This window comes from Faecalicatena contorta (assembly GCF_021531995.1).
Taxonomy (GTDB): domain Bacteria; phylum Bacillota; class Clostridia; order Lachnospirales; family Lachnospiraceae; genus Dorea_A; species Dorea_A contorta_A.
This window is the reverse complement of record NZ_JAFBIZ010000038.1, coordinates 1-23,952: the sequence shown is the minus strand read 5'-3', so window position 1 is coordinate 23,952 and position 23,952 is coordinate 1. Positions and strand designations below refer to the sequence as shown.

Below are 23,952 nucleotides of genomic sequence, written 5' to 3'. Positions count from 1 at the left end.
GATAAATTCCACTTTATCGCTTTGAAATTTTAACTGAATAAGTATAGCACCAACCGCTGCTACATGGAAGCAAACACAACCATGCAACAGCGGTTTTTCTTTACCGTTTTTTCCTTTGACTGATAGGAGTTCCTGTTTTCTTTGATTTTTGTAGAATCCGAATGAGCCAGCGAAATTCTTCGTCTGACAGATTTTTATAGTTGATGCCGAGCTGCTTGCAGTAAAGGACAACCAGCTTTTCATCCCGACTGCCCTTGAAATTTTCAACCGCTTCCAAATTTTCTTTCAATTCATCGGCAACGGTGGTCTGGGGCGCACTCTCGCTGTCCTTTTTGTGGGCTTCCCGAATATCCCGGATAATGAGATTGAGGTCATCAAGAACCATGTGGCTGAAATATTCATCATCGCTGATATGGGCGGCTTGCAGCACTTTCAAATGCGGGTCGTCTTCGCCGGGGCGATACCGTTCAATGATTTCATGCCGGACAGTATCGACAAGGGCGTTGAGGTTTTGAATCTGCATGGTGGCAATCCCATCTACATAAATCTCAATGTCCGCAAGAAACTTGATAAAGTCCTTATGAGTGGCAAGCTCACAGAGCAGACGGTTGTTAATCCGACCGCCTTTCAGAAGTGCCACCATCTCATCATTCAAATGCAGCTCTGTTAGTGGCGTGTTGATCTGCTCCCGGTTCTCTGTCCGGCACAGCAGATAATCAACGGAAACCCCATAGAAGTCTGCCAGCGTGATAAGGTTGCCATGATTGATTTCCTTATAATCCTCTTTTTCATAACTGCCAAGAGCTGATTTGGAAATGCCCGTCAGCTCTGATAATTCTTCCAGATTTAAGCCTTTGTCCTTGCGGAGTTCCCAAAGGCGTTCCTGTATGCTTGTCGCTCCTTTCATGGGCGCACGCTCCTTTCCGGCGGTTTCATTACTGCCGCTTAACTGGATTATATCATACTTTCCGCAATCGTGGAAATTTCTGATTTTTACCCTTAATTCCTACTTTGTGGACATACGGCACAGGGCACAAAAATGTTCTATGATACAGGTAGTTCATCGATGGATTATTCCAATCGAATGACCAGCCTGTGTGGGATATGCTTCCCCGGCGATGTAGCGCCATGACTTTTGGCAGGGATATGGAGGAACCCTGACCGAAACGAGCGTACCAAAGGGAGCAATACGCCGCTGTGAGATTCAGGGGAGGAACGACACCGGGGAGAACTGGCGAACTGATACCGAAATGATACCGAAACACGACAATCTGATAGGGGGATAGTCTACCCTATTGCTGATACTTCTGGAGATTTTAGACGGCTCTATGACCGTAATTTTGCCGAAAATCGCCCCGAAACTATACACTAAAACGGGAGGAAACGCAATATGCCGAGAATGAGCAAAAAGAGGAAGCATGAGCTTTCTTTTTACCTCAATGACCGGGGGCGTGTCACTTACAACGAATTATGCCGGAAATGCAAGCATGGGTGCAAGCAGAGCTTCCGGGCGGTTGTGGTTGACTGCCCCCGTTATTTATCCAAAAGAGCAAAGAAAAAGGAGGAACACACCGAATGAATTTTGAATTTATGACGATAGGCACACCGTTGCCGCCCTGTATGCCCTTTCCCAGAGCGTTGACAGGATTTCCAGTCAGCAGCACCGCAAAGGTCATGTACTGCCGGATGTTGGACGCTATGCTATCCAACGGACAGGAGGACGAGAACGGAATCCTGTTTATCTGCTTCCCTGTCACAGCCATTGCCGCAGTCCTGTCCCGCAGCCCCATGACGGTCAAGCGTTCTCTGAATGAACTGGAAACCGCCGGACTGATCATGCGAGTGCGTCAGGGCGTTGGAGAACCAAACAGGATTTATGTGCTGATACCGGGAAAGGAGGACGCTGCCCTTGCCTGATACCTCAAAGCTGGAAAAGCTCAACCGAGAGTTGGAAAAGAGTGAAAAGAAACTGCGGAAAGCCATCAATGATGAAAAGGCATTGCAGCACCAGCTAAAGCAGCTTACCCGAAAAGAACGGACACACCGGCTCTGTACTCGTGGCGGTATGCTGGAAAGTTTTCTGCAAGAGCCGGAACGCCTGACAGATGATGATGTCATGCTGTTGTTGACACTCATTTTTCACAGGCAGGACACGCAGGAACTATTGAAGAAACTGCTGGAACGTGAGAAGCCGGAAACCCCTTAGTTTACTAAGGGCGCAATTATACACCACCCAAAGGTTGGTGCATTGCGTTCTCCGAAGGCTCCTTGCCGGAGGGCTGTGATTTTTCGCAGTCATGGTCTGCTCCAAATCATACAGGGGACGCTACGCTTCCCCTGCGCTGGCTACCGCCAGCTACCCTTTTGTGGACTTGTCATCTGGGGACACCTTGCGTTGCAAGCTGTTCCCAGCCGACAAGTTTCATAAAATATGCTATCTTTTCGATAGGCAATAAAGTATAATAAAGTCAGCAATAAATCGGAATTTTACGGTCAGTAAGGAATGCGTAAAGTTATATGATTGTATTATAAGCGATTTGTTAAATTTTTATAACCACTTGTATTTGCCTGCGATTTATGGTATAATATTTTGAAATTTAGAAAGAGGTGGGAAGATGATTAACTTTTCTTGCAAATAAAATCAAAATATGCGGTAGTGCTATACTTTGGCATTATTGTGTCTATTGCAAGAAAGTTATATGTCTATCTTACTCAATATAGTGCTGTTGCCACTTTTGCTTAGTGGTGTTATTTTATGCTATGACGAGCTGCAAGGATAAACTTTCTTGTGGCTCTTATTTTGTTTTGGAGGTGCTTTATGAATAGTGCAGAACAGATAGTTACACATGATTCACTCCGTATAGTGTCGGTTCCTTTTGGTGAAATCTATACGTAGTAAACATTCACCGAACCGACTTTGTATCGTATGACATGCAAAGGAGGATAATATTTATGTCAATGATTAAAATTGAAAACCTTACGTTTTCATATCCGACAAGTTATGATAATGTTTTTGAAAATGTCAGTTTCCAGGTTGATACCGATTGGAAGCTTGGTTTTGTGGGCAGAAACGGACGAGGTAAAACAACCTTTCTGAATCTTCTGCTTGGGAAATATGAGTATAGTGGAAAAATCCTATCATCCGTACAGTTTGATTATTTTCCTTATCCCGTTTCAGATAAGAATCGTATTACAGAGGATATATTGCAGGAGATTTGCCCACTTGCGGAAGAATGGGAACTTATGCGAGAACTTTCTTATCTTGATGTTGATGTCGATGTGCTTTGGCGACCTTTTGAAACACTTTCCAACGGAGAGCAGACAAAGGTTTTGATTGCCGCTCTTTTTCTTAATGAAGGGCATTTCCTACTGATTGATGAACCTACCAACCATTTGGATGCCAAAGCGAGAAAAAGTGTGGCGGCATATCTGAAAAAGAAAAAGGGATTCATCTTAGTTTCTCACGATCGTCGCTTTCTTGACGATTGTGTTGACTATATTCTATCGATTAACCGAGCGAATATCGAAGTGCAAAGAGGAAACTTTTCATCATGGATGTCAAATTTTGAGCGACAGCAAGAATTTGAACTGGCTCAGAACGAACGTTTGCAAAAGGACATCAGACGATTACAGCAGTCGGCAAAACGCGCTGCAGTATGGTCTGAACGTGTAGAAGCTTCCAAAATTGGGGCAGCAGATAAAGGTTATGTCGGTCATAAAGCCGCCAAAATGATGAAGCGTTCAAAATCTATAGAAGCGAGACAACAACAGACAATCGAACAAAAATCAGCATTGCTGAAAAATATGGAAACCGCAGAAGCCCTCAAGATACAACCGCTTAATTACCATACAGATTTGCTTGCATCATTATCGAATGTAGTAGTTTATTATGATGGCATTTCAGTTTGTGAACCCGTTTCGTTTGAAATAAGACAGGGAGAACGCATTGTGCTTGATGGAAAGAACGGCAGTGGCAAAAGTAGCCTGTTAAAGTTGGTAGTCGGGCAGTCCATAGATTATACGGGTACAGTAACACTTGGCTCTGGGCTTGTAATTTCTTATGTGCCACAGGATACATCGTATTTATGTGGAACCCTTTCCGAGTTTGCAGAAGAAAACAACCTTGATGAAAGTTTGTTCAAGGCAATTCTTAGGAAAATGGACTTTGAGCGTGTACAGTTTGAAAAGGATATTAAAGACTTTTCTGGCGGGCAAAAGAAGAAAGTCCTAATTGCGAAAAGCCTTTGTGAAAAGGCACACTTGTATGTATGGGATGAACCGCTCAACTTTATTGATGTGTACTCACGTATGCAGATTGAACAACTCATAACGGAGTTTGCCCCGACCATGCTCCTGGTAGAACATGACAGTGTTTTTCGAGATACTGTGGCAAGTAAAATTGTGAATATCTAAATTGGTTCTTCCGCAATTTTACGTTTTTCGCTTTAATAAAAATGGAGAATGCTGATTTACACTGGCATTCCAGTATTGAAAAATTACAAAATACGGATAATTGCGTAAGAACCTCTAAATTAAAATAATTGTATGGGTTAATTCCAGCTTTACAGAGACTCAAATTCCAGTTTGTAGAATTAAGAAAATCGTAATTTGTGGAGGTAAAATATAGATGAATCAAGGTAGAATTATTGTAATCACAGGTGCGCCGGGGACAGGAAAAACTACAACGGCATCTGCTGTTGCAAAAGAATCAGATTTGGAAAAGTCTGTGCATATGCACACAGATGACTTTTATCATTATTTGAGTAAAGGGGCAATACCACCGCATTTGCCAGAATCAAATGAGCAAAATTTGATTGTCATTGAAGCGTTTTTAGAAGCTGCGAAGCGATATGCTCGTGGTGGATATGATGTAATTGTTGACGGTATTATCGGACCGTGGTTTTTAAAGCCGTGGCAAAGTCTTGTTCGGGAACATTATGAGGTGCATTATATTATTTTAAGGGCAAGTAAGGAAGAAACCTTGAAGCGAGCTGTTGAACGCTCAAAGTTAGACCGAAAGACAAATATCGAATTGGTAGAAACCATGTGGGAGCAATTTTGCAATCTGGGAATATATGAATCGAATGTTATAGATACGACCACTTATTCCATTCAAGAAACTGTTTCCGCAGTACAAGAAAAAATCGCAAGTAGGGCAGCGTTGTTGTCTTAGATTGTTTTGGTGCAATTCCAGTTTGTTAGCTTTACATCGGGTCAACTTGTCCCGAACTTTTACAACTAAATACCCGCCGCTCACACAGTGGCACACCGAGCAGGAAATCTGAAAAAGGTCTCCTGCTTTTTTTCTGCCCAAAATGAGGTGGTAAAACGCCACCCCATCCACCAATTAGCGAAAGGAGGGACACGAAATGCCTTGTCCACACAACGAAATCACGATTGTTCAGCGCAGCCAGCGGCAGTCTGCGGTTGCCGCCGCTGCTTACCAAAGCGGCGAAAAGCTGTTCTGTGAATACGACCAGCAAGTAAAGCACTACCCGGAAAAGCGTGGTATCGTCCACAATGAAATCCTGCTCCCGGCAAATGCTCCACAGGAATATGCAGACCGCAATACTTTATGGAATGCCGCCGAAGCGGTGGAAAAGCAATGGAACTCCCAGCTTGCAAGGCGGTGGGTGCTTACCATTCCCAGAGAGATACCGCCCGACCAGTACGCTGTCCTTGTACGGGAGTTTTGTGAACAGCAGTTTGTTTCCAAAGGCATGATTGCTGATTTTGCCATCCATGACCCCCATCCGCCGGGACACAATCCCCACGCCCATGTCCTGCTGACCATGCGGGCAATGGATGAACATGGAAAATGGCTTCCCAAGAGCCGCAAGGTTTATGACCTTGACGAGAATGGGGAACGGATAAAGCTGCCGTCCGGCAGGTGGAAAAGCCACAAGGAGGATACGGTGGACTGGAACGACCAGAAGTATTGTGAAATCTGGCGGCATGAATGGGAGGTTATCCAGAACCGCTATCTGGACGCCAATGACCGCCCGGAGCGTGTGGACTTGCGTTCCTATGCCAGACAGGGGCTTGATATAGTCCCCACTGTCCATGAGGGGACTGCTGTCCGGCAGATGGAAAAGCGAGGTATCCAGACGAATATCGGCAACCTGAACCGGGAAATCAGAGCCGCCAACCGCCTGATGAAGTCCATCCGGCAGCTTATCCAAAACCTCAAAGGCTGGATTACCGAGCTGGGAGAAAAACGGAAGGAGCTGCTTGCACAAAAGGCGGCGGAGGAAGCGACACTTCTTCCCAATCTGCTGATGAAGTATATGGAGATACGAAAGGAAGAACGGAAGGACTGGACAAGGGCTGGACAGAACCGGGGAACTTCACAGGACTTAAAGGCAGTCAGCGAAGCCCTGTCCTATCTCCGGCAAAAGGGGCTTTCCACTGTGGAGGACTTAGAAGCGTTTCTGGAATCTTCCGGGAAATCAGCCGCAGATTACCGCAATCAGATGAAGCCAAAGGAAGCCCGGAGCAAAGTGATTGACGGGATTCTTGCCAGCCGGACAGACTGCAAGGAATGTAAGGCTGTCTATGAGAAGTACCAGAAGATATTTTTTAAGAAAATAAAGGGGAAATTCAAACAGGAACACCCGGAGGTTGCCCGGTATGAGAAAGCCGCTGACTACCTTGCCAAGCACCCGGACGATAAGGATAAAACGAAAAATGAGTTGCAACAGGAGCAGGAAACGCTTCTCAGCGAAATCGCAGAGCTGAAAGTACCACTGACCGAGGTACAGGAGGATTTGAAGAAGCTGCGGGACATCCGCTACTGGGTACGGAAAGCCACACCCGGCACAGAGGAAAGCAAAGAGCCGCCCAAGAAGCAGCCCATCAAAGAAGTCTTGCAGGATAAGACTGACGAGAAAAAAGCACAAAGAACCGCCCCGGCACAGGAGAAACACAGACAACAGGATATGGAACTTTAACAGGCACTTGCCATTTTCAATTAGAGAATGTCAGGTGCTTTTCTTATTTTCAAGGAGGGATAGATTTGAATGTATTCGAAGCTGTGAAGCAGTCCGTCACAACAAGACAGGCTGCGGAGTATTATGGAATCCATGTAGGTCGGAACGGGATGGCTTGCTGCCCGTTCCATAACGATAAAACCCCAAGCATGAAGCTGGATCGGCGTTACCATTGCTTCGGCTGCGGTGCGGATGGGGATGTGATTGATTTTGCCGCCGCCCTGTATGGGCTGGGAAAGAAAGAAGCCGCCGTACAGCTGGCACAGGACTTCGGGCTTTCCTATGAGGACTGGAAACCGCCGGGAAAGGTAAAAAAGCCCAAGACCCGGCAGAAATCCCCGGAGGAACAGTTTCAGGAAGCAAAGAATCGCTGCTTCCGTATTCTTGCCGATTATCTCCATCTGCTGATGGCATGGAGAACGGACTACGCCCCGCACTCCCCGGAGGAAGCCTTTCATCCCCGGTTTGTGGAAGCCTTACAGAAGCAAGCCCAAGTGGAATATCTGCTGGATGTGCTGCTGTTCGGGGAAACAGAGGAAAAAGCGGATTTGATTACGGACTACGGAAAGGATGTGATACAGCTTGAACAGCGAATGGCAGAACTTGCAGCCGCAGACGCAGCAAGAACTAAAAAACACTATGAACGCCATGCAGCCGCCCCAGAGCGTTGAGGAAATCAAGGCGGGGCTGGAAACCACCGAGAAAGGCGGTGTCCGTCAGAGCATACGGAACTGCCTGACCGTATTCCAACGTGACCCTCTGCTTTCAGGGGCTATCGCATACAACATCCTGACTGACCGCAAGGACATCATAAAGCCCATCGGTTTTCACAGAGAAAGCACCGCCCTGAACGATACGGACATGAAGTATCTGCTTCTTTATCTGGAAGAAACCTACGGGCTTACCAATGAGAAAAAGATTGATAACGCCATCGGGATTGTGGCGAATGAAAACAAGTACCATCCCATCCGGGACTATCTCAATACCCTTGTGTGGGACGGGACAGAGCGAATCCGCTTCTGCCTGCGGCACTTTCTGGGGGCTGACGCAGACGATTACACCTATGAAGCGTTGAAGCTGTTCCTGCTGGGTGCAATCTCACGAGCCTTTCAGCCGGGGTGCAAGTTTGAAATCATGCTCTGTCTGGTAGGCGGTCAGGGGGCTGGAAAGTCCACCTTCTTCCGGCTGCTGGCAGTCCGGGACGAGTGGTTCTCCGATGATTTGCGGAAGCTGGACGATGACAATGTGTACCGCAAGCTGCAAGGTCACTGGATTATTGAAATGTCGGAAATGATGGCAACCGCCAACGCCAAGAGCATTGAGGAAATCAAGTCATTTTTAAGCCGGCAGAAAGAGGTCTACAAGATACCTTATGAAACCCACCCGGCAGACCGCCCCCGTCAGTGCGTGTTTGGCGGCACTTCCAATGCCCTTGACTTCCTGCCCCTTGACCGTTCCGGCAACCGCCGCTTTATCCCGGTCATGGTGTACCCGGAGCAGGCGGAAGTTCACATTTTGGAGGATGAAGCCGCTTCCAGAGCCTATATCGGGCAGATGTGGGCGGAAGCGATGGAGATTTATAAAAGCGGCAGGTTCAAGCTGGCTTTCAGCCCCGCCATGCAGCGGTATCTCAAAGAACACCAGCGGGATTTTATGCCGGAGGACACCAAAGCCGGGATGATACAGGCGTATCTTGATAAATACACCGGGAGCATGGTCTGCTCCAAGCAGCTCTATAAGGAAGCCTTGAACCATGCTTTTGACGAGCCGAAGCAATGGGAAATCCGGGAAATCAACGAGATTATGAACCAGTGCATTTCCAGCTGGCGGTACTTCCCAAACCCAAGAATGTTTTCCGAATATGGCAGACAAAAGGGCTGGGAGCGTGAAAACCCGGCAACGGACTCCGGCAACCCGTCTGAAAAAACGATGGACGGTTTTGTGGAGGTCACAGAACAGATGGAGCTTCCATTCTGAAAAGGACAGCCCGTTGCACCCCCTGTTGTTATCCCGTTGCCGAGCCGGTTGCCGGGAAAAACCCCTTATTTCCGGGCTTTTCTCCCTTATAACAACCAAAACAACAAAAAAATAAAAGAAAAGTATAAATAGTAACCATCGCCAGATTGAGATTGTTTGCAAGGTCTTTTGAAGTCCGTTGCCGGACTTCGTTGCCGACACCCTCTGTCTGGCTATTTTCATGTATGGAGGATAACTGCCTATGGCAAAAAACAAAACAGAGATTCATGTGACCACTGTATTTGACGGGGAGCTTGACGCCACTGATGTGTTCGTCAGCCTGATTTCCCAGAAATACGGAAAGACAAATGCAAAAGAATATCTTGCTAAAAAGAAAGATATAGGCTATAATGAAGATGAGGTTCAAAAGAGCCAGATACCGTCTGGATTGTGTGGGTAAATGGCTATGATGAACGAAATGGAATACAGAACAATCGGTTCGGCACTTGCCGGGGGTTATCGTGCGGCGGTCTATTGCAGGCTGTCAAAGGACGATGACCTGCAAGGCGAAAGTGCCAGTATCGCAAACCAGCGTGATATGCTGGAAAAATACTGCGAAAAGCAGGGATGGGAGGTTGTGGCAGTCTATCAGGACGATGGCTTCACAGGTCTTAACATGGAGCGTCCTGACCTACAGAGAATGTTGAGAGCCATTGAGCGCAGGCAGATCAACCTTGTCATCACGAAAGACCTCAGCCGACTGGGGCGTAATTATCTGCAAACCGGGCATTTGATTGAGGACTTTTTCCCAAGAAACGGTGTCCGCTATATCGCCATGAATGACGGCATCGACACCCTGCGGGATAACAACGACATTGCCCCGTTCAAGAATATCCTGAACGAGATGTACAGCAAGGATATTTCCAAGAAAGTCCATTCCTCTTATCTTCTGAAAGCGCAGAAAGGACAGTTTACCGGGTGTCTTGCCCCGTTTGGGTATCGGAAAGACCCGGAGGACAAAAACCATCTGCTCATTGACGAGGAAACCGCCCCGATTGTGCGGCTGATTTTCGGATATGCCCTGAACGGTCATGGTCCGAACTATATCCGCAGACGGCTGGAGAAAGAAAAAATCCCCTGCCCTACATGGTGGAACCGGGAACGGGGGCTTCGCAATACCCGCACCAAATGGGAAAAGAAAGACCCAGAAAACGGGCGGTATATGTGGGACTTCTCCGTTATCAAAGACCTTTTGATGAATCCCGTCTACACCGGGGCGATTGCTTCCCAGAAAAAGGACTACCGCTTCAAAATCGGCACGATTGGGGAAAAGAAGCCGGAGGACTGGATTGTGGTGGAGGGACAGCATGAACCGCTGATTGACAGCATGAGCTTTGACATTGTGCAGAACAAGCTGAAATCCCGCCAGCGTCCGGGGCAGACCAATGAAATCAGCCTGTTTGCCGGACTGTTAAAATGCGGCGAGTGTGGGAAGTCGCTGACGGTACGCTACACAAACGCTAAACATCCCCAGCGGATTTACTCCTGCAAGACCTACAATGCCTTTGGAAAGAACCACTGCACCCAGCACCGGATTGATTATGAAACCCTTTACAGCCATGTGCTGCGGAAAATCCGGGAATGTGCCAGAGCTGCCCTGATGGACGGGGAAGCGGTTGCCGACCGCCTGACCAATACCTGTGAAGCCGAGCAGCGGGAACAGCGGGAAGCAATGGAACGCTCCCTTACAAGGGACGAGGAACGGATTGAGGTTCTGGACAAAATGGTCATGCGGCTTTATGAGGATATGATTGCAGGGCGTATCAGTGAGCAGAATTTCAACACCATGCTGGAAAAGACACAGACCGAGCAGACGGAGCTTAAAACAAAAGTGTCCGAGGGCAGAAAGCGGCTGTCCGATGAAGTCCAGCTTGCCAATGATGCAAAACAATGGGTGGAAGCCATTCAGGAATACGCCAACATCACAGAGCTGGACGCAGCCACCCTCAACCGCTTAATCAAAGAAATCGTTGTGCATGAGCGCATTGACGAAGATAAAACAAGACACATTTCTATCGAAATTCATTTTAATCTCAAACCCATCCCGGAGGTGGAACAGGTCACTGCCTGACCTGTCCCGCCGGGACGGTTCTCTTAACAACACCATATAGATTTTTTGTACGCCGCCGCCCGCCATCGAGCAGAGTTTTTACACCTAATTGGGGATGAAACAGCTCATGGCCGGTGGCGGCGTGGCCCTCATCGGTATCACTCTGGTTCCCCTGCTTTCCGGGCTCTTCGGTTAATCCGAAGCCAGACTGCTTGCCGGGGCAGTAAAACCGGCCAGGCGGCGCAAGCTGCCTGCTTACATATTGCTATTTCATTCCTATTTTGGATGTAGTAATATAAACATGACATATAGTTGTCGTGTTTACCTTGATATCATATAACCGGAAGTGAAACCATTATGAAGATAGACAGAATGATAGGGATTCTATCCCTTCTGCTCCAAAAAGAAAAAACGACAGCGCCTGAACTGGCAGAGCATTTTGAAGTGTCGAAAAGAACAATCAACAGGGACATTGATGATCTATGCAAAGCAGGGATCCCGATCTGCACAACACAGGGTGTGGGTGGTGGCATTCAGATCATGAACGGATACCGCATGGATCGTACCCTTCTTACTTCAAGAGATATGCAGATGATCATGGCAGGACTTCGGAGTCTGGACAGTGTCAGCGGCAGCCATTATTACAGTCAGCTTATGGAAAAAATCAAAGCCGGATCCTCTGATTTTGTTCATGGAAACGATACGATCCTGATTGATCTATCTTCCTGGAGCAAAGAGGCTGTCTCCGAAAAAATTGAGTTGATACAGGCTGCCATCGAGGTAAAACAGGCGATTCGCTTTGATTATTACTCTCCGAAAGGAGAAAGCATGCGCCTGATCGACCCCTATTATCTGATCTTCAAGTGGAGCAGCTGGTATGTCTGGGGCTTTTGCAGAACGAAGCAGGACTTTCGCATGTTCAAGCTGAACCGCATGGATCATCTGGTGCATGCTGGTGAACCTGTGGAAGAGAGAGTAGTACCCATGCCGGAATTTAAAACAACACAGTTCTTCCCTGCCAATGTTCGCCTGAAGGCATTGTTTGATCCATCCATGAAGTGGCATCTGATCGAAAGTTATGGCGTCTCGTCCTATCAGATTCAAACGGACGGCTCCTTACTTTTTGAGAGGGAAATGGATGAAGAGGGTCTCATTTCCTGGCTGCTGTCCTGCAGGGATAAAGTGACCGTGCTGGAGCCACAGTCTATTCGGGAGAAGCTCAGAAAGATCACTTCTGAAATCGGAGCAAAGTATCAGGAACAGGAGGAAAAAGAGGATGGCATTTGATTTTAAGAAAGAGTATAAAGAATTTTATATGCCAAAGAGTAAGCCGGAAATTGTGACGGTACCGAAGGCAAATTATATTGCCGTGAGAGGAAAAGGTGATCCCAACGACGAAGGCGGTGCCTATCAGCAGGCGGTGGGCATCCTGTATGCCGTGGCTTATACGCTTAAGATGAGCTATAAGACGGATTACCGCATCGAGGGCTTCTTCGACTATGTGGTGCCTCCGCTGGAAGGCTTCTGGTGGCAGGATGGCGTTGGCGGCATTGATTACAGCGACAAATCCACCTTCAACTGGATCTCCGTGATCCGCCTTCCCGATTTTGTTACACAGAAGGACTTTGACTGGGCCACCGGGGAAGCGGAGAAAAAGAAACATCTGGACTGCAGCAAGGCGGAATTCCTGACCATTGATGAGGGCCTTTGTGTTCAGATCATGCACATTGGTCCATTTGACGACGAACCTGCTACGGTGAGCATGATGAATGCGTATCTTCTGGAGAACGGCTATGAAAATGATTTCTCAGGCAGCCGCCTTCATCACGAAATCTACCTATCCGATGCACGCAAGGTTGCACCTGAAAAATGGAAAACCGTCATCCGACATCCCATTAAACGCAAGGAAGCATGAAAAAAGGAGGCAGACCTATGAATCAAGCTCTTGTTGTCATCGATATCCAGAATGACATCACAAAGCATTATAAGGATATCATTCACAATTTGAATACAACCATTGAATGGGCTGAGAAACGCGGTATGTACATCGTGTATATCAAGCATCACAACATCACCGCCGGAACGCGCACCTTCAAGCCGGATACCAAAGGTGCCGAGCTTGTTCCGGAACTGAAGGTAGTATCCGACCATATCTTTGTTAAGACCAAGAGCAATGCTCTGACCAGCGAAGCCTTTTCCGCGTTTATTTCCGATAACGGGATCGGCGAGTTTTATATTGCCGGTGCCGATGCCACAGCCTGTGTGAAGTCAACCTGCTTTAATATGACCAAAGCCGGATATACCGTTCATGTCATCTCAGACTGCGTGACCAGCTACGATTTGAAAAAGGTTGACGAGATGCTGGATTATTATGCAAAGAAGGGATGCGAGGTAAAGCCTCTCTCTGAATACATGAACTGACTGAGAACAGCTCAATGTGGCAACGCCTGTTATAACCCATGAACGAATATACAGCAGTCATGCACGTATCGTGTGTGACTGCTATTCCATGTAACGAATAAGGCAGCGGAAATATGGGAATACTATCCCTTACTCGTAGTTCTTTCCCTTATTTATAGGGTATTATAAAGGGTAAATCCGCACAGGGCGTTGACTATTCCCTTATAAGTGAATATAATATAAGGGAAAGAGATGGAGGCTAAGGGAATGAGAACTTTTAATTACTCAGCTATCAGGAATCAGAAATGGGATTCTGAGATCCTTGGGCTTATTGCTGCAATTTATAAAGAGGCTGGTAAGCAGGAGTTTTACCTGAAGCAACGCCCGAATGAATTGGAGAAACTGGTTGAAATCGCAAAGATCCAGAGTACAGAGGCATCCAATGCCATTGAAGGGATTGTTACCACCAATACACGAATCAGGCAGCTGGTAGAGGAGAAAACCACGCCAAAGAACAGAGACGAGCAGGAAATTGCAGGATATCGAGATGTGCTTTCCATTATTCACGAAAGCTACGATGCCATTCCTCTGTCAAAGAACTATATCCTGCAGCTTCATAAGATTATGTACAGCCATATGAATAACCCAATGGCCGGACAGACGAAAAATGTACAGAATTATATCAGCGCGACTTTTCCTGACGGTCATACCGAAATACTTTTCACGCCCCTGGCCCCGTTCGAGACGCCGGAAGCACTGGATCGGATCTGTGAGGAGTACAACAAGGTGATCGGCAACATGGAATTGGAGCCCTTGATTGCGATTCCGATCTTCATCCACGATTTCCTGTGTATCCATCCGTTTAACGACGGTAATGGCAGAATGAGCCGCTTGCTGACGACGCTGCTCTTATATCGCAGCGGATTCTATGTTGGCAAATATATCTCCCTGGAGGCGAAGATCGCAAAAAACAAGGATTTGTATTATGACGCCCTGAACCGAGCACAGCATGGATGGCATGAAGGAACCGAGGATGCAGTTCCGTTTATTAAATATCTGCTTGGTACCATTCTGGCTGCGTATAAAGACTTCGGGGACAGATTTGCCATCGTGGAAGAGAAGCTTCCTGCCATTGATATGGTCCGCAAGGCTGCTCTGAATAAAATCGGTCGTTTCACGAAGCAGGATATCAGGGAGCAGTGTCCTTCGCTGAGTTTGAGTTCTGTAGAAGCTGCGCTGCGGAAAATGGTGGCATCCGGCGAGCTGAAGCGAGAAGGAACCGGAAAATCAACCTGCTATATTCGCTTGAAATAGTGTATAAGAGTTATAAAAATCGAAATTTATTGTTGGAGGGATGAGTATGAGCAGCTTTCATTATGAAGGAAAAAAGATTTATTATGAAGAAATCGGCAACGGAAAGCCACTGCTCCTGCTCCATGGCAATACCGCTTGCGGAAAAATGTTTGCACCAATCCTGCCAATGCTTTCTGAAAAGCACCATGTAATCGTTCCTGACTTTCTCGGATGTGGACAATCAGAAAGATGTGAAAAATGGTCTTCGGACCTTTGGTATGAATGGTCAAGGCAGGCGACTGCCCTTTGCAAATATAAAGGATTTGAAAAAGTGGATGTGATTGGCAGCAGTGGCGGCGCTATTGCAGCCATCAATATGGCGCTGGAAAATCCAGATACGGTCAACACCCTTGTTGCAGACAGTTTTGAAGGCTTATCTGCAAATTCTGACATCACCGAACAGATTCGCATTGGCCGTGAATACGCAAAGCAAAATGAGGATTTTCGGAGGATGCTTAAATTAATGCATGGCGATGATTGGGAAAGCGTGGTTGATGCGGATACAGAAGCCATAATTGTCCATGCAAAAAATATCGGTGCATTCTTTCATAAACCAATAGATGAGCTGAAGGTCAGCCTGCTTCTTACAGGCAGTGCAAAAGATGAAATGTTCCCGGCAGGGCACTATCATAAACTGTTCGAGAGCATTTGTAGCAGAACGTGTATGGCTAAGTCTCATATCTTTGAGCAGGGTGGTCATCCGGCAATGATGAGCAATATGAAGGAGTTTATTTCGTTGTGCGAAGAATTCTTTGCATAAATGATGGAGCTACAAATTCCCGTTTTGTTGAACTGAATACATTTACATAGCCAGGACTGACTGATCATCAGTTCTGGCTATTTTTCTGCCCTTCTCCGGCTGCAGGTGCACATGCGGCTTCGAGGAGGGCTTTGTTATATCCACATTTTTCATTACTGATGGCCCGGTTATCCACCAACTATACTTCGGATCCGGGCAAAGGAGGACAAACTTATGGCATTTTTCAACAGTGCAGTCGGTGTCAATCACGTTTAAATTTTGTACATTTTTCACGCCGAAAAAATGTACAGATATTACTGATGTTTCTTTGCGAGTAAATCGCCTCTTTCCTTTAAGCGATAACTTTCACCAACTATCTTTACAACTATAGAATGATGAAGAATTCTATCAAGTATTGCAGCTGATATCGTATTATCCTGAAATATATCCTGCCATTCTCCAAAGTTCTTATTTGTTGTAAATATCGTTGAATGTTTTTCGTATCTTTTTGCTATCAGTTGAAAAAACAGATTCGCTCCTTCTAAACTTGTCGGAAGATAGCCTATTTCATCAATGTGGGTATTGACCGTCACAAACGAGTGGAAGAGAAGAAACAACAAAAAGAAGAACAGCGCTGAAGGTAGAGAAAGAGCCACGGTCCATTCCGTTTTGGAGTGTGAGACCGTGGCCACTTTTTGTATTTTACTTCGATATAATATGCTGATCATCACCTGTCGGAAATAATCATGTCAATTCCTTGCTGCAAGATTTCTTCATCAATTGCACCCGTTGCTTGAGCGATTGCGTTTCCCTCCTCATCAATAAAATATGTGGTAGGCAGTGAATAAACACCGTAGGTTGCAGCGGCATCCTGATCTGTATCGTAAAATACCGGGAAAGAATAGCCCTGTTCTGCGATGAAAGCAGATGCAGTTTCCACAGTCTCTCTGAAGCCATCGGTCATATTGATGATGAGAAACTGTACTTCTTCACCAATTTCCAGATACTTTTCGTTAAAATCAGGCATTTCCATTTTACATGGACTACACCAGCTTGCCCAGAAGTTTAGGACAACGGATTTCCCGATAAAATCCGAAAGATGAACTTCATTTCCATCCAGATCGTAAACTGTAAAATCCGGTGCCAATATCTTTTCTGATTCATTCTCTTGTGTTGTTGGAGTGGAGGCTTCTGTGGATTTGGTTTCCTGCGGTGTTTGTGTAGCAAGCAGATTGGGAGCCAGTTTCTGTCCCAGCGTTCCTGTTGCCATCAGGATACCCACCAATATCAGGAAACAGCCGCTGACAGTATTGATGATCCGGTAGTGTTTTTTAATCCAGTTGAAGGCTGACTTCAAATAGTCGATCAGAATAGCACTGAGAAGAAAAGGAATGCCAAGTCCCAACGAATAGCAAAGCAGCATCAGCATACCTTTGATTACATGACCCTGCTGAGAGGCCAGCATCAAGGCAGAACCGAGGAATGCGCCCACACAAGGTGTCCAGCCCAAGGAAAATATTATGCCAAAGAGCATAGCGGGGAAGAACCCCATCTCATGACTGTTTAATGTTTTACTGCCGCCTCTGAACAAATTCATTTTGAAAATGCCCAGAAAATTGAGACCAAAAAGAATTACTATCAATCCGGAAATTAAATTCACTGCACCTTTGTATTCTCGCAGAAAGCTGCCAATGGTGCCTGCCAAAGTGCCCATTGCCACAAAGATTACAGTAAACCCACTAACAAATCCCAACGCTCCCAACAAGGTCTTTTTTGTGCTGCGTTCTCCACCACCTGCAAAATAGGAGATATAGATGGGCAGCATGGGAAGCAGGCAGGGTGATATGAAGGTGATAATGCCCTCCAGGAAAGCTACTGCGTATTGCATGAACCGCTGCACCCCTTTCCGAAAATACCGGACAACAGCCAGCCGATAAAGCCCATATAGGCCATCGTGATGAACGGGTTAGAAGTCAGCGGACAAGCTCCAGTGGGGCATCCCACAAAGTAGTAATATGCAAGGCCAACTAATGCGCCGCCTGCGGTAAAAAGAACTGGCTTCAGCCATTTTTTAATTTTTTCTTTCATCTCACATTCCTCCTGCTAAATATTCCTCTGCATAGTGAACAGCAGTTGCCCCATCGGCTACAGCAGTTACGACCTGCCGTAATGCCTTTGTGCGGACATCCCCAACGGCGAACACACCGGGGATGTTGGTGCGGGTACTCTCATCTGCAATAATGTATCCAGCCGGATCAATCTCAATCTGATCTTTCATCAATTCGGTGGAAGGCTTTCTTCCCACGCTTACAAATACACCATCGCAAGCAAGGGTACTTTCTTCTCCAGTTTTCACGTTCCTAATCTGGATACCGGTCAGCTTTTCGTTATGGAGCAGAGCTATAATCTCACTGTCCCAGAGAAATTCTACATTTTCTGTTTTCATCAAAGGTTCATGGTAGATCTTTGTTGCTTTTAGGGTGCCTCTGCGGTGGACGACGATGACTTTTTTGCAGATACGGGAGAGAATCAGCGCATCCGCCGCAGCGGTATTGCCACCTCCTGCGATGACAACCGTTTTGTTCCGATAGAACATTCCGTCACAGGCCGCACAGTAATGGACACCTTTACCGATTAACGCCTGTTCCCCATCAACACCCAGCTCTCTGGGACCGGCTCCTGTAGCCAATACGATGGATTTTGCGTACATAGCGCCTTCGCTGGTCACAGCTTTCTTTACAGAACCTGACAGTTCCAGAGACAGCACCTCAGTCAGCTTGGTTTCCACACCAAACCGCTCCGTTCCTCGCTTCATTTTTTCTCCCAGGGAGAAACCGTCGATGCCATCCTCGAAGCCGGGATAGTTGTCGATTTGCTCGGTCAGAGCCATCTGCCCACCGGCAGACAGCTTTTCTAAAACCACGGTGTCCATTCCTGCTCTTGCAGCATAAAGGGCTGCGGTATACCCGCCGGGACCGCCACCTACAACGATCATGTCATAGATATGCTGCGCATTATTTACTTCCTGAGTCCGGTGCTGTAAGGTTTCCTCAATAAAAGCCACCAGCTGCGCTCTGGATTCCGGAGCGACGATAGAGCCAAGAGTCTGTCCGCTGTGATAGATCATCAGAGTAGGGACAACTTCAATAGCCTCGGTCTCAGCCAATTCCGGTTCATCATCAATGTTGACAGCAGTGAATACCAGCGTATCCTTATATTCCTCAGCAACGCTTTCCAATGCTGGAGCCAGACGGCGGCAATATACGCACCAAGGGGCTGAAAACTCCACCAGAACAGTCTTTCCGCTATGCACCATTTCTTCAAATTGATTTCTATTAATATTGATAACTGCCATATTGCCAGCTCCTTTCCTTTGCTTGATTATAGTATAGCCAATCTAAAATAACATTTCGGTGATGATATCACATAAAATAGTGCGACATTGCTGCCGCACTAAACTTTTTCGTTATTAAGTAACTCGAGGATATGTTCACTGGAACGGATGATTTGAGACTGCTTATCTTTTATGGATGTTTTTTTTGCCTCCTCCAGCGAGAGAGAAGCATATAAATGAACCGTGTATGCTTCCTGCCTGAGAGAATCGTTATACTGTTCAGCTGAAAGATATTGTTTCTCAAGAATACTAATTTTATTTTGGAGATCACCAATCTGCTGTTGAAGCGACATCACTTTTTTCTTTTGAATATAGAGGAAAGAAGTAAGAAGAAGTAGTAGTAATATGATTGATAGGATAATAATAATCATTCTTATTACTTTCCCTCCTTTATCAAAAGATAAGCCTTAACTGCATTACGGAGCGTTTCTGGTAGAACGGGAACAGGCAAGATGATCACCTTACCCGTATTCTTTTCAATCGTTATTTCTGATTCCGGTTGATTGGACAGAAGAATTACGGGTGTTCTTTTATCCGCCCGCCATGGCTGATCCGGCTGTTTTGTCAGAGCTTCTGTAACAACCCAAAGCATAGGCTTTTTCTTTCCAAGCTTTTTTCTTGCAGCTTCCGGGGTTTCAAATACAAGGATATGTTTGGATAACTTCTGCAGTACCAGTCTCAGTCCGTTCCCATAGGCTGAATCACTGCACATAATGGCAATCGTGGCATTTGATTGCTCATCTTGTGATGCCTTTATAAAATCAAGAACTGGCGTATTATAAAGGTTGAAATCTTTTTCTGTATGTACTGCTTCATAATAAGCTCTGACCGCTTGACACATTCTTCGGCAAAACTGTTCAATATCGATACGGATGTCCGTAAGGCTATTGTCAGAACCAATTCTATCCAGTTGACAAACTGAGGTTCCGCAATTCACGCCCAGGTGAAAACGAATCGAAGTATTGTCCTCAGTATTTGCAAAGCCTTTGTTCTGGTGTAGGTATTCACAGCGAAGCTGCCAGCATCGTTCTCCGCAGATATAGGGCGAGATATCCTGCGCAGAGACTTTAAAGAAAGGTGCTGCGTATGTATCAAACCAACGAATATATTGATTTCCTACATCACGAGTTGGTCTCTGGTTTCTGTCCAGAACAGCACGCCCATCCCGATAACGCTTTACAATTTCTGGGAAAGCAATTCCGCCACAAATATCAGGCAAAGTCAACGCCAATGCCAAAGCAGATTGCCAGCGTCCATCCTCAATGTTCAGTTCTACTTCCTCTATGCGATGTAAAAAGGTAAAGCTGGCATTATCTTGAATCATAGGCATCCTCCTGTAAAAAACCCTCTGCCGGGAAACCGACAGGCGGCATACTGCCTTTTATACTTCCATCATCTATAGGCTATTGATTCTTAGTAATTTTCCGCACGCACTTCGAAGAATGCCTGAGGATGCTTGCAGACAGGGCAGATCTCAGGAGCCTTGGTTCCTACTACGATATGTCCGCAGTTACGGCACTCCCAGATGGTAACGCCGCTCTTCTCAAACACCTGCATAGTCTCCACGTTGCTCAAAAGCTTGCGGTAGCGCTCCTCGTGCATCTTCTCAATGGCAGCTACGCCACGGAACTGTTCAGCCAGATCATAGAATCCCTCCTCATCAGCTTCACGAGCCATGCGGTCATACATATCCGTCCACTCGGCGTTCTCACCTTCAGCAGCATGGAGCAGGTTCTCGGCAGTATCGCCCAGCTCGCCCAGAGCTTTGAACCACAACTTGGCGTGCTCCATCTCGTTCTGTGCAGTATGCAGGAACAGAGCAGCAATCTGCTCGTAACCGGCTTTCTTGGCTACTGAAGCAAAGTAAGTATATTTGTTGCGTGCCTGAGATTCACCAGCAAAGGCTTCCCACAGATTTTTCTCGGTTTTGGTGCCTGCATAGGGATTCTTTGCAGGAGCTGCAGCATCCTCAATCTTCACAAACTTGTTGGCAGGCTGCTTGCAGATGGGGCACTTAAAATCAGGTGTCATAGGGCCTTCGTGAATGTAACCGCAGACTGTGCATTTCCATTTTTCCATTTTCTTTTCCTCCATTTTTTCATTGAATTGAATGTTTTTTAACAGGGATTCCACAGCATCCACAGGAATGCCGGGATACGTTTTAATACTTTCCAGAAACGATCTGGTGTTGCCGCTCTGAGGCAGCATAAAGCCGGCTTCTCTGCACAGATCCTCAGCCATCAGGCGAGAGGATTTTTCCACAGCGACGCTCAAGACATCAGGAAGCTGCGAAGCAATGTTCTCTGCATTGGCTTTGCTTTGAACTAAGCCACGAAGTGCTTCGACAACTTTTTCTTCTTTCGGCTGCTGCGGCGGCATTTCTTTTGGAACCATAGAGATTGCAGAGGATGGACAGGCTTCGGCACAGGCACCGCAGCCGATACACTTTTCAGGATCAATGATGCTGTTCTCTGTATCAGTCGCTCCGGTTGGGCAGACATAGAGGCAAAGGCAATCCTTGGTACATAAGCGAAGATTTCTTACTGCATATTTTTCAGCCATAGTTATGCCCTCCCTTCCATTTTTTCAAATTTCCAACTGGGAACCTTACACACCGGACATAGCTCCGGAGCTATGTCACCAACATAGACAAAACCACAGACCGTGCAAACCCAGACACCGGTGTTTTCCAACATCTTGTCTCCCTCAGATTCATATCGAGTCAGCAGAGATTGGAGCATTCGGGTAACCTTTTCACTCCACACCTGACAGCGCAGACCACCCCGATCAGGCTTTTCACCGGCTATAGCATTGCCATAGGGATACCCTACAGACAAATCCTTGTCAATGAGTTCCAGCAGCTTGGCTGTGCTGGCCTCCTCGACGGGCGCAGCCTTGCTTCTGAAGAACTCTGCCAGTTTTCTGAAATCATCTGCCTGCTGGGGCAGATACTGCTTTTCGCAGCCACGGGCCAGATTGGAGCAGATGATGCTCATTTCCATGGGAGAGAGTTCCTTGTCCACATGGGGCTTTTCAAGGACCTCCTGGGACGCTGTTTTTTCTTCTTTGGGTTTGAAAGCGTCTTTGCCTGCTTTACAGACAGGACACTTCCAATCGGCAGGTAGGTCTTCCCACTTGCCACCGACAGCTTCATCGTGAATATATCCACAAATGCCGCAAACATATTGTTTCATAGGTTTTACCGCCTCCTTTATCTATATTTTATCAAATCACGACACATATTCCGTGACTTAATCACCTATTTCAGTCGCAGGAGTGATGGCGCAGCCGTGGGAACCGCAAGAGTGACCTTCCCCATGGTGGTCGTGATGATCACACCGGACATTGGGGTTGAAGTCCAGCTCGCCTGCTGCCAGTGCTTCTGCTGCTGCATCAGCGTTGCCGGAAACACCACCATAAAGCCGGATACCCACATCGCTCAGTGCCATCTGGGCACCGCCGCCAATACCGCCGCAGATCAGGGCATCCACCTTCAGTGCACTCAGGACGCCTGCCAGTGCACCATGTCCGCTGCCGCCAGCATCCACAACCTCAGACGAAATGATTTTGCCATCTTCCACATCGTAGATTTTAAACTGTTCGGTGTGACCGAAGTGCTGAAAGATTTCTCCGTTTTCATAAGTGACTGCAATTCTCATAATATTATCTCCTTTCGGTTTTTCGTGCATCGGATGGATTTTTTGCTGATAGCAATTTTTGCACCCGTAGGCTGCGCTGTTTCCGCTGCAGAGTGTAAAATCCCCTCCCTCGATTCGCAGAGGAAGTCCCTCAACCAGCGCATCGGCCAGTTTTTTGCGGGCAGCTGCATAAATCTGCTGAACCGTTGTTCTGGCAATACGCATATATTCTCCGCATTGCTCCTGAGAAAAACCTTCACGGTCAATCAGGCGAATGGATTCATACTCATCCACATTCAGGACAATGGGAGTCAGTTCCTCGCCGCCACGAACCGGAACAAAACCATCATTATCCGGCAAACAACAAACTTTTCTGCATTTTCTCGGTCTTGGCATAGATTCACCTCCATATTATTTGTGGCATATGCCATTTATGCGACCATTGTACATCTCCTTTTCCTATATGTCAACGGAATTATTGACATATGCCATAAATTATTTTATACTATGTGTATTCAAGGAGGTGTACCCATGGATTTTTCATCCTATTTTCCAATTTGGAACAAACTGACACCGACCCAGCAGCAGATTTTGGAGCGAAATGCAGTTTTACGAAAAGTGGACAAAGGGACTGTGATTCACAACGGAACTGTGGAGTGTACCGGTCTTCTGCTGGTAAGAAGCGGACAGCTTCGTGCCTATATTCTTTCCGATGAAGGACGGGAGATTAGCCTCTATCGTTTGTTTGATCGGGATATTTGCCTGTTTTCCGCCTCCTGTATGATGAACAGCATTCAGTTTGAGATCACCATTGAGGCGCAGAAGGATACCACGATGTGGGTTATTTCTGCTGACACTTATCAGCGCATTATGAAAGAGTCTGCTGTGGTAGCTAATTTTACCAACGAAATTATGGCTACCCGTTTTTCTGAGGTTATGTGGCTCATGGAGCAGATCATGTGGAAAAGCTTTGATAAAAGGCTGGCAGAATTTCTGCTGGAGGAATGCAGCTTAGAGGAAACAAACATCCTCAAGATTACCCATGAAACCATTGCGGGCCACATGGGCACCGCCCGTGAGGTAGTTACCCGAATGCTTCGCTATTTCCAGAACGAGGGTATGGTCAGGCTGACTCGTGGAACAGTGGAGGTTACAGACAAAATCAGACTGGAACAATTGCAAAATGATTAAGCAAAAAGGACATCTGCTTGCTATTAGTTGCAAGCAGATGTCCTGATTTTATGCTGTGTGTCCAGCGAAGCTGGACCACACTTGCCGGTGTAAGTCCGGTCACGGTAATCGCCAGTGAGCCGTGTAGCTAAACTCAGTGCGTTGTAGTAATACAGGGTGCTAAGCGAGTGGATAAAGTAACC

The 23,952-nt window shown here is 46.6% G+C and carries 24 protein-coding genes and 5 pseudogenes; 17 read left to right on the top strand and 12 right to left on the bottom strand.

Annotation, left to right across the window (positions count from 1 at the left end; genetic code table 11):
* Positions 1–100 precede the first annotated feature (100 nt).
* A complete protein-coding gene (locus tag JQM82_RS07060; protein ID WP_002584331.1) occupies positions 101–907 on the bottom strand; it encodes a helix-turn-helix domain-containing protein in 807 nt (268 codons plus the stop codon).
* 483 nt (positions 908–1,390) lie between these two features.
* On the opposite strand from JQM82_RS07060, the gene JQM82_RS07055 reads away from it, so the two are divergent.
* The 16 genes and pseudogenes from JQM82_RS07055 (at position 1,391) to JQM82_RS06980 (ending at position 15,568) form a co-directional block, all read left to right on the top strand.
* Positions 1,391–1,579, top strand: coding sequence for a hypothetical protein (locus tag JQM82_RS07055; RefSeq protein WP_002584330.1), 189 nt, complete (start codon positions 1,391–1,393; stop codon positions 1,577–1,579).
* Positions 1,576–1,917, top strand: a complete 342-nt coding sequence (locus JQM82_RS07050; RefSeq protein WP_002584329.1) for a DeoR family transcriptional regulator — start codon at positions 1,576–1,578, stop codon at positions 1,915–1,917. The genes JQM82_RS07055 and JQM82_RS07050 overlap by 4 nt, the downstream gene beginning before the upstream one ends.
* Entirely contained in the window at positions 1,910–2,206 is a 297-nt protein-coding gene (locus JQM82_RS07045) for a DUF3847 domain-containing protein (protein WP_002584328.1), read from the top strand. The genes JQM82_RS07050 and JQM82_RS07045 overlap by 8 nt, the downstream gene beginning before the upstream one ends.
* Positions 2,207–2,952: 746 nt before the next feature.
* A complete protein-coding gene (locus JQM82_RS07040) occupies positions 2,953–4,413 on the top strand; it encodes an Lsa family ABC-F type ribosomal protection protein (protein WP_002584327.1) in 1,461 nt (486 codons plus the stop codon).
* A 214-nt stretch (positions 4,414–4,627) separates the two neighbouring features.
* Complete coding sequence (locus JQM82_RS07035; protein ID WP_002584326.1) at positions 4,628–5,173, top strand: AAA family ATPase; 546 nt, start codon at positions 4,628–4,630, stop codon at positions 5,171–5,173.
* Positions 5,174–5,369: 196 nt separating this feature from the next.
* A complete protein-coding gene (mobQ, locus tag JQM82_RS07030) occupies positions 5,370–6,950 on the top strand; it encodes a MobQ family relaxase (RefSeq protein WP_002584325.1) in 1,581 nt (526 codons plus the stop codon).
* A 65-nt stretch (positions 6,951–7,015) separates the two neighbouring features.
* Positions 7,016–7,660 (top strand): CHC2 zinc finger domain-containing protein, encoded by a 645-nt coding sequence (locus JQM82_RS07025; protein WP_002584324.1) that lies wholly within the window; start codon positions 7,016–7,018, stop codon positions 7,658–7,660.
* Positions 7,629–8,966 (top strand): virulence-associated E family protein, encoded by a 1,338-nt coding sequence (locus tag JQM82_RS07020; protein WP_002584323.1) that lies wholly within the window; start codon positions 7,629–7,631, stop codon positions 8,964–8,966. The genes JQM82_RS07025 and JQM82_RS07020 overlap by 32 nt, the downstream gene beginning before the upstream one ends.
* A gap of 241 nt (positions 8,967–9,207) precedes the next feature.
* Positions 9,208–9,405 carry a hypothetical protein gene (locus JQM82_RS07015; RefSeq protein ID WP_002592708.1) on the top strand — a complete coding sequence of 66 codons (198 nt, stop codon included), beginning with the start codon at positions 9,208–9,210 and terminating at the stop codon, positions 9,403–9,405.
* On the top strand, positions 9,406–11,076 hold the full coding sequence (locus JQM82_RS07010) for a recombinase family protein (RefSeq protein WP_235249368.1): 1,671 nt from the start codon (positions 9,406–9,408) through the stop codon (positions 11,074–11,076). It abuts the gene before it with no gap.
* A 91-nt stretch (positions 11,077–11,167) separates the two neighbouring features.
* Positions 11,168–11,251, top strand: a pseudogene (locus JQM82_RS07005) (Maff2 family mobile element protein); the annotation flags it as partial.
* 161 nt (positions 11,252–11,412) lie between these two features.
* Entirely contained in the window at positions 11,413–12,342 is a 930-nt protein-coding gene (locus JQM82_RS07000; RefSeq protein WP_235249367.1) for a helix-turn-helix transcriptional regulator, read from the top strand.
* Positions 12,332–12,970, top strand: coding sequence for a GyrI-like domain-containing protein (locus JQM82_RS06995; RefSeq protein WP_235249366.1), 639 nt, complete (start codon positions 12,332–12,334; stop codon positions 12,968–12,970). Before JQM82_RS07000 ends, JQM82_RS06995 begins: the two co-directional genes overlap by 11 nt.
* Before the next feature lie 17 nt (positions 12,971–12,987).
* Positions 12,988–13,476 (top strand): cysteine hydrolase family protein, encoded by a 489-nt coding sequence (locus JQM82_RS06990; protein WP_235249365.1) that lies wholly within the window; start codon positions 12,988–12,990, stop codon positions 13,474–13,476.
* Between the two features lie 246 nt (positions 13,477–13,722).
* Positions 13,723–14,769 carry a Fic family protein gene (locus JQM82_RS06985; protein WP_235249364.1) on the top strand — a complete coding sequence of 349 codons (1,047 nt, stop codon included), beginning with the start codon at positions 13,723–13,725 and terminating at the stop codon, positions 14,767–14,769.
* Positions 14,770–14,815: 46 nt separating this feature from the next.
* Complete coding sequence (locus tag JQM82_RS06980; protein WP_235249363.1) at positions 14,816–15,568, top strand: alpha/beta fold hydrolase; 753 nt, start codon at positions 14,816–14,818, stop codon at positions 15,566–15,568.
* A 293-nt stretch (positions 15,569–15,861) separates the two neighbouring features.
* On the opposite strand, the pseudogene JQM82_RS16620 reads toward JQM82_RS06980, so the two are convergent.
* The 11 genes and pseudogenes from JQM82_RS16620 to JQM82_RS06925 all read right to left on the bottom strand — a co-directional run.
* Positions 15,862–16,122: pseudogene (locus tag JQM82_RS16620) on the bottom strand (ATP-binding protein); the annotation flags it as partial.
* 152 nt (positions 16,123–16,274) lie between these two features.
* Entirely contained in the window at positions 16,275–17,435 is a 1,161-nt protein-coding gene (locus JQM82_RS16405; protein ID WP_331472819.1) for a cytochrome c biogenesis protein/redoxin, read from the bottom strand.
* Positions 17,420–17,635, bottom strand: coding sequence for a hypothetical protein (locus JQM82_RS06960; RefSeq protein ID WP_235249362.1), 216 nt, complete (start codon positions 17,633–17,635; stop codon positions 17,420–17,422). The genes JQM82_RS16405 and JQM82_RS06960 overlap by 16 nt, the downstream gene beginning before the upstream one ends.
* A gap of 1 nt (position 17,636) precedes the next feature.
* On the bottom strand, positions 17,637–18,542 hold the full coding sequence (trxB, locus tag JQM82_RS06955) for a thioredoxin-disulfide reductase (RefSeq protein WP_235249370.1): 906 nt from the start codon (positions 18,540–18,542) through the stop codon (positions 17,637–17,639).
* A 63-nt stretch (positions 18,543–18,605) separates the two neighbouring features.
* Positions 18,606–18,902: pseudogene (locus JQM82_RS16520) on the bottom strand (thioredoxin family protein); the annotation flags it as partial.
* A 98-nt stretch (positions 18,903–19,000) separates the two neighbouring features.
* Positions 19,001–19,312 carry a hypothetical protein gene (locus JQM82_RS06945; protein ID WP_235249360.1) on the bottom strand — a complete coding sequence of 104 codons (312 nt, stop codon included), beginning with the start codon at positions 19,310–19,312 and terminating at the stop codon, positions 19,001–19,003.
* A 5-nt stretch (positions 19,313–19,317) separates the two neighbouring features.
* On the bottom strand, positions 19,318–20,265 hold the full coding sequence (locus JQM82_RS06940; protein ID WP_235249359.1) for a hypothetical protein: 948 nt from the start codon (positions 20,263–20,265) through the stop codon (positions 19,318–19,320).
* A gap of 89 nt (positions 20,266–20,354) precedes the next feature.
* Entirely contained in the window at positions 20,355–20,915 is a 561-nt protein-coding gene (gene rbr, locus JQM82_RS16515) for a rubrerythrin (protein ID WP_334302961.1), read from the bottom strand.
* Positions 20,916–20,933: 18 nt separating this feature from the next.
* Positions 20,934–21,503: pseudogene (locus JQM82_RS16510) on the bottom strand (4Fe-4S binding protein); the annotation flags it as partial.
* A gap of 2 nt (positions 21,504–21,505) precedes the next feature.
* A complete protein-coding gene (locus JQM82_RS16305; protein WP_235249357.1) occupies positions 21,506–22,135 on the bottom strand; it encodes a rubredoxin-like domain-containing protein in 630 nt (209 codons plus the stop codon).
* A 70-nt stretch (positions 22,136–22,205) separates the two neighbouring features.
* Positions 22,206–22,975, bottom strand: a pseudogene (locus tag JQM82_RS06925) (NifB/NifX family molybdenum-iron cluster-binding protein).
* A 135-nt stretch (positions 22,976–23,110) separates the two neighbouring features.
* On the opposite strand from JQM82_RS06925, the gene JQM82_RS06920 reads away from it, so the two are divergent.
* Positions 23,111–23,770, top strand: coding sequence for a Crp/Fnr family transcriptional regulator (locus tag JQM82_RS06920; protein WP_235249355.1), 660 nt, complete (start codon positions 23,111–23,113; stop codon positions 23,768–23,770).
* The last annotated feature ends 182 nt before the right edge of the window (positions 23,771–23,952 follow it).

Bases quoted from the DNA above. Each gene is read 5' to 3' on its own strand.
- JQM82_RS06940 (WP_235249359.1), bottom strand. From the start codon at position 20,265: ATGATTCAAGATAATGCCAGCTTTACCTTTTTACATCGCATAGAGGAA.
- JQM82_RS07035 (WP_002584326.1), top strand. From the start codon at position 4,628: ATGAATCAAGGTAGAATTATTGTAATCACAGGTGCGCCGGGGACAGGA.
- JQM82_RS06960 (WP_235249362.1), bottom strand. From the start codon at position 17,635: ATGAAAGAAAAAATTAAAAAATGGCTGAAGCCAGTTCTTTTTACCGCA.
- JQM82_RS06945 (WP_235249360.1), bottom strand. From the start codon at position 19,312: ATGATTATTATTATCCTATCAATCATATTACTACTACTTCTTCTTACT.
- JQM82_RS06985 (WP_235249364.1), top strand. From the start codon at position 13,723: ATGAGAACTTTTAATTACTCAGCTATCAGGAATCAGAAATGGGATTCT.
- JQM82_RS07010 (WP_235249368.1), top strand. From the start codon at position 9,406: ATGGCTATGATGAACGAAATGGAATACAGAACAATCGGTTCGGCACTT.
- JQM82_RS07015 (WP_002592708.1), top strand. From the start codon at position 9,208: ATGGCAAAAAACAAAACAGAGATTCATGTGACCACTGTATTTGACGGG.
- JQM82_RS06920 (WP_235249355.1), top strand. From the start codon at position 23,111: ATGGATTTTTCATCCTATTTTCCAATTTGGAACAAACTGACACCGACC.
- JQM82_RS07020 (WP_002584323.1), top strand. From the start codon at position 7,629: ATGAACGCCATGCAGCCGCCCCAGAGCGTTGAGGAAATCAAGGCGGGG.
- JQM82_RS07055 (WP_002584330.1), top strand. From the start codon at position 1,391: ATGCCGAGAATGAGCAAAAAGAGGAAGCATGAGCTTTCTTTTTACCTC.
- JQM82_RS06990 (WP_235249365.1), top strand. From the start codon at position 12,988: ATGAATCAAGCTCTTGTTGTCATCGATATCCAGAATGACATCACAAAG.
- JQM82_RS06980 (WP_235249363.1), top strand. From the start codon at position 14,816: ATGAGCAGCTTTCATTATGAAGGAAAAAAGATTTATTATGAAGAAATC.
- JQM82_RS07000 (WP_235249367.1), top strand. From the start codon at position 11,413: ATGAAGATAGACAGAATGATAGGGATTCTATCCCTTCTGCTCCAAAAA.
- JQM82_RS16405 (WP_331472819.1), bottom strand. From the start codon at position 17,435: ATGCAATACGCAGTAGCTTTCCTGGAGGGCATTATCACCTTCATATCA.
- JQM82_RS16305 (WP_235249357.1), bottom strand. From the start codon at position 22,135: ATGAAACAATATGTTTGCGGCATTTGTGGATATATTCACGATGAAGCT.
- JQM82_RS06995 (WP_235249366.1), top strand. From the start codon at position 12,332: ATGGCATTTGATTTTAAGAAAGAGTATAAAGAATTTTATATGCCAAAG.
- JQM82_RS07040 (WP_002584327.1), top strand. From the start codon at position 2,953: ATGTCAATGATTAAAATTGAAAACCTTACGTTTTCATATCCGACAAGT.
- JQM82_RS07050 (WP_002584329.1), top strand. From the start codon at position 1,576: ATGAATTTTGAATTTATGACGATAGGCACACCGTTGCCGCCCTGTATG.
- trxB (WP_235249370.1), bottom strand. From the start codon at position 18,542: ATGATCGTTGTAGGTGGCGGTCCCGGCGGGTATACCGCAGCCCTTTAT.
- mobQ (WP_002584325.1), top strand. From the start codon at position 5,370: ATGCCTTGTCCACACAACGAAATCACGATTGTTCAGCGCAGCCAGCGG.
- JQM82_RS07060 (WP_002584331.1), bottom strand. From the start codon at position 907: ATGAAAGGAGCGACAAGCATACAGGAACGCCTTTGGGAACTCCGCAAG.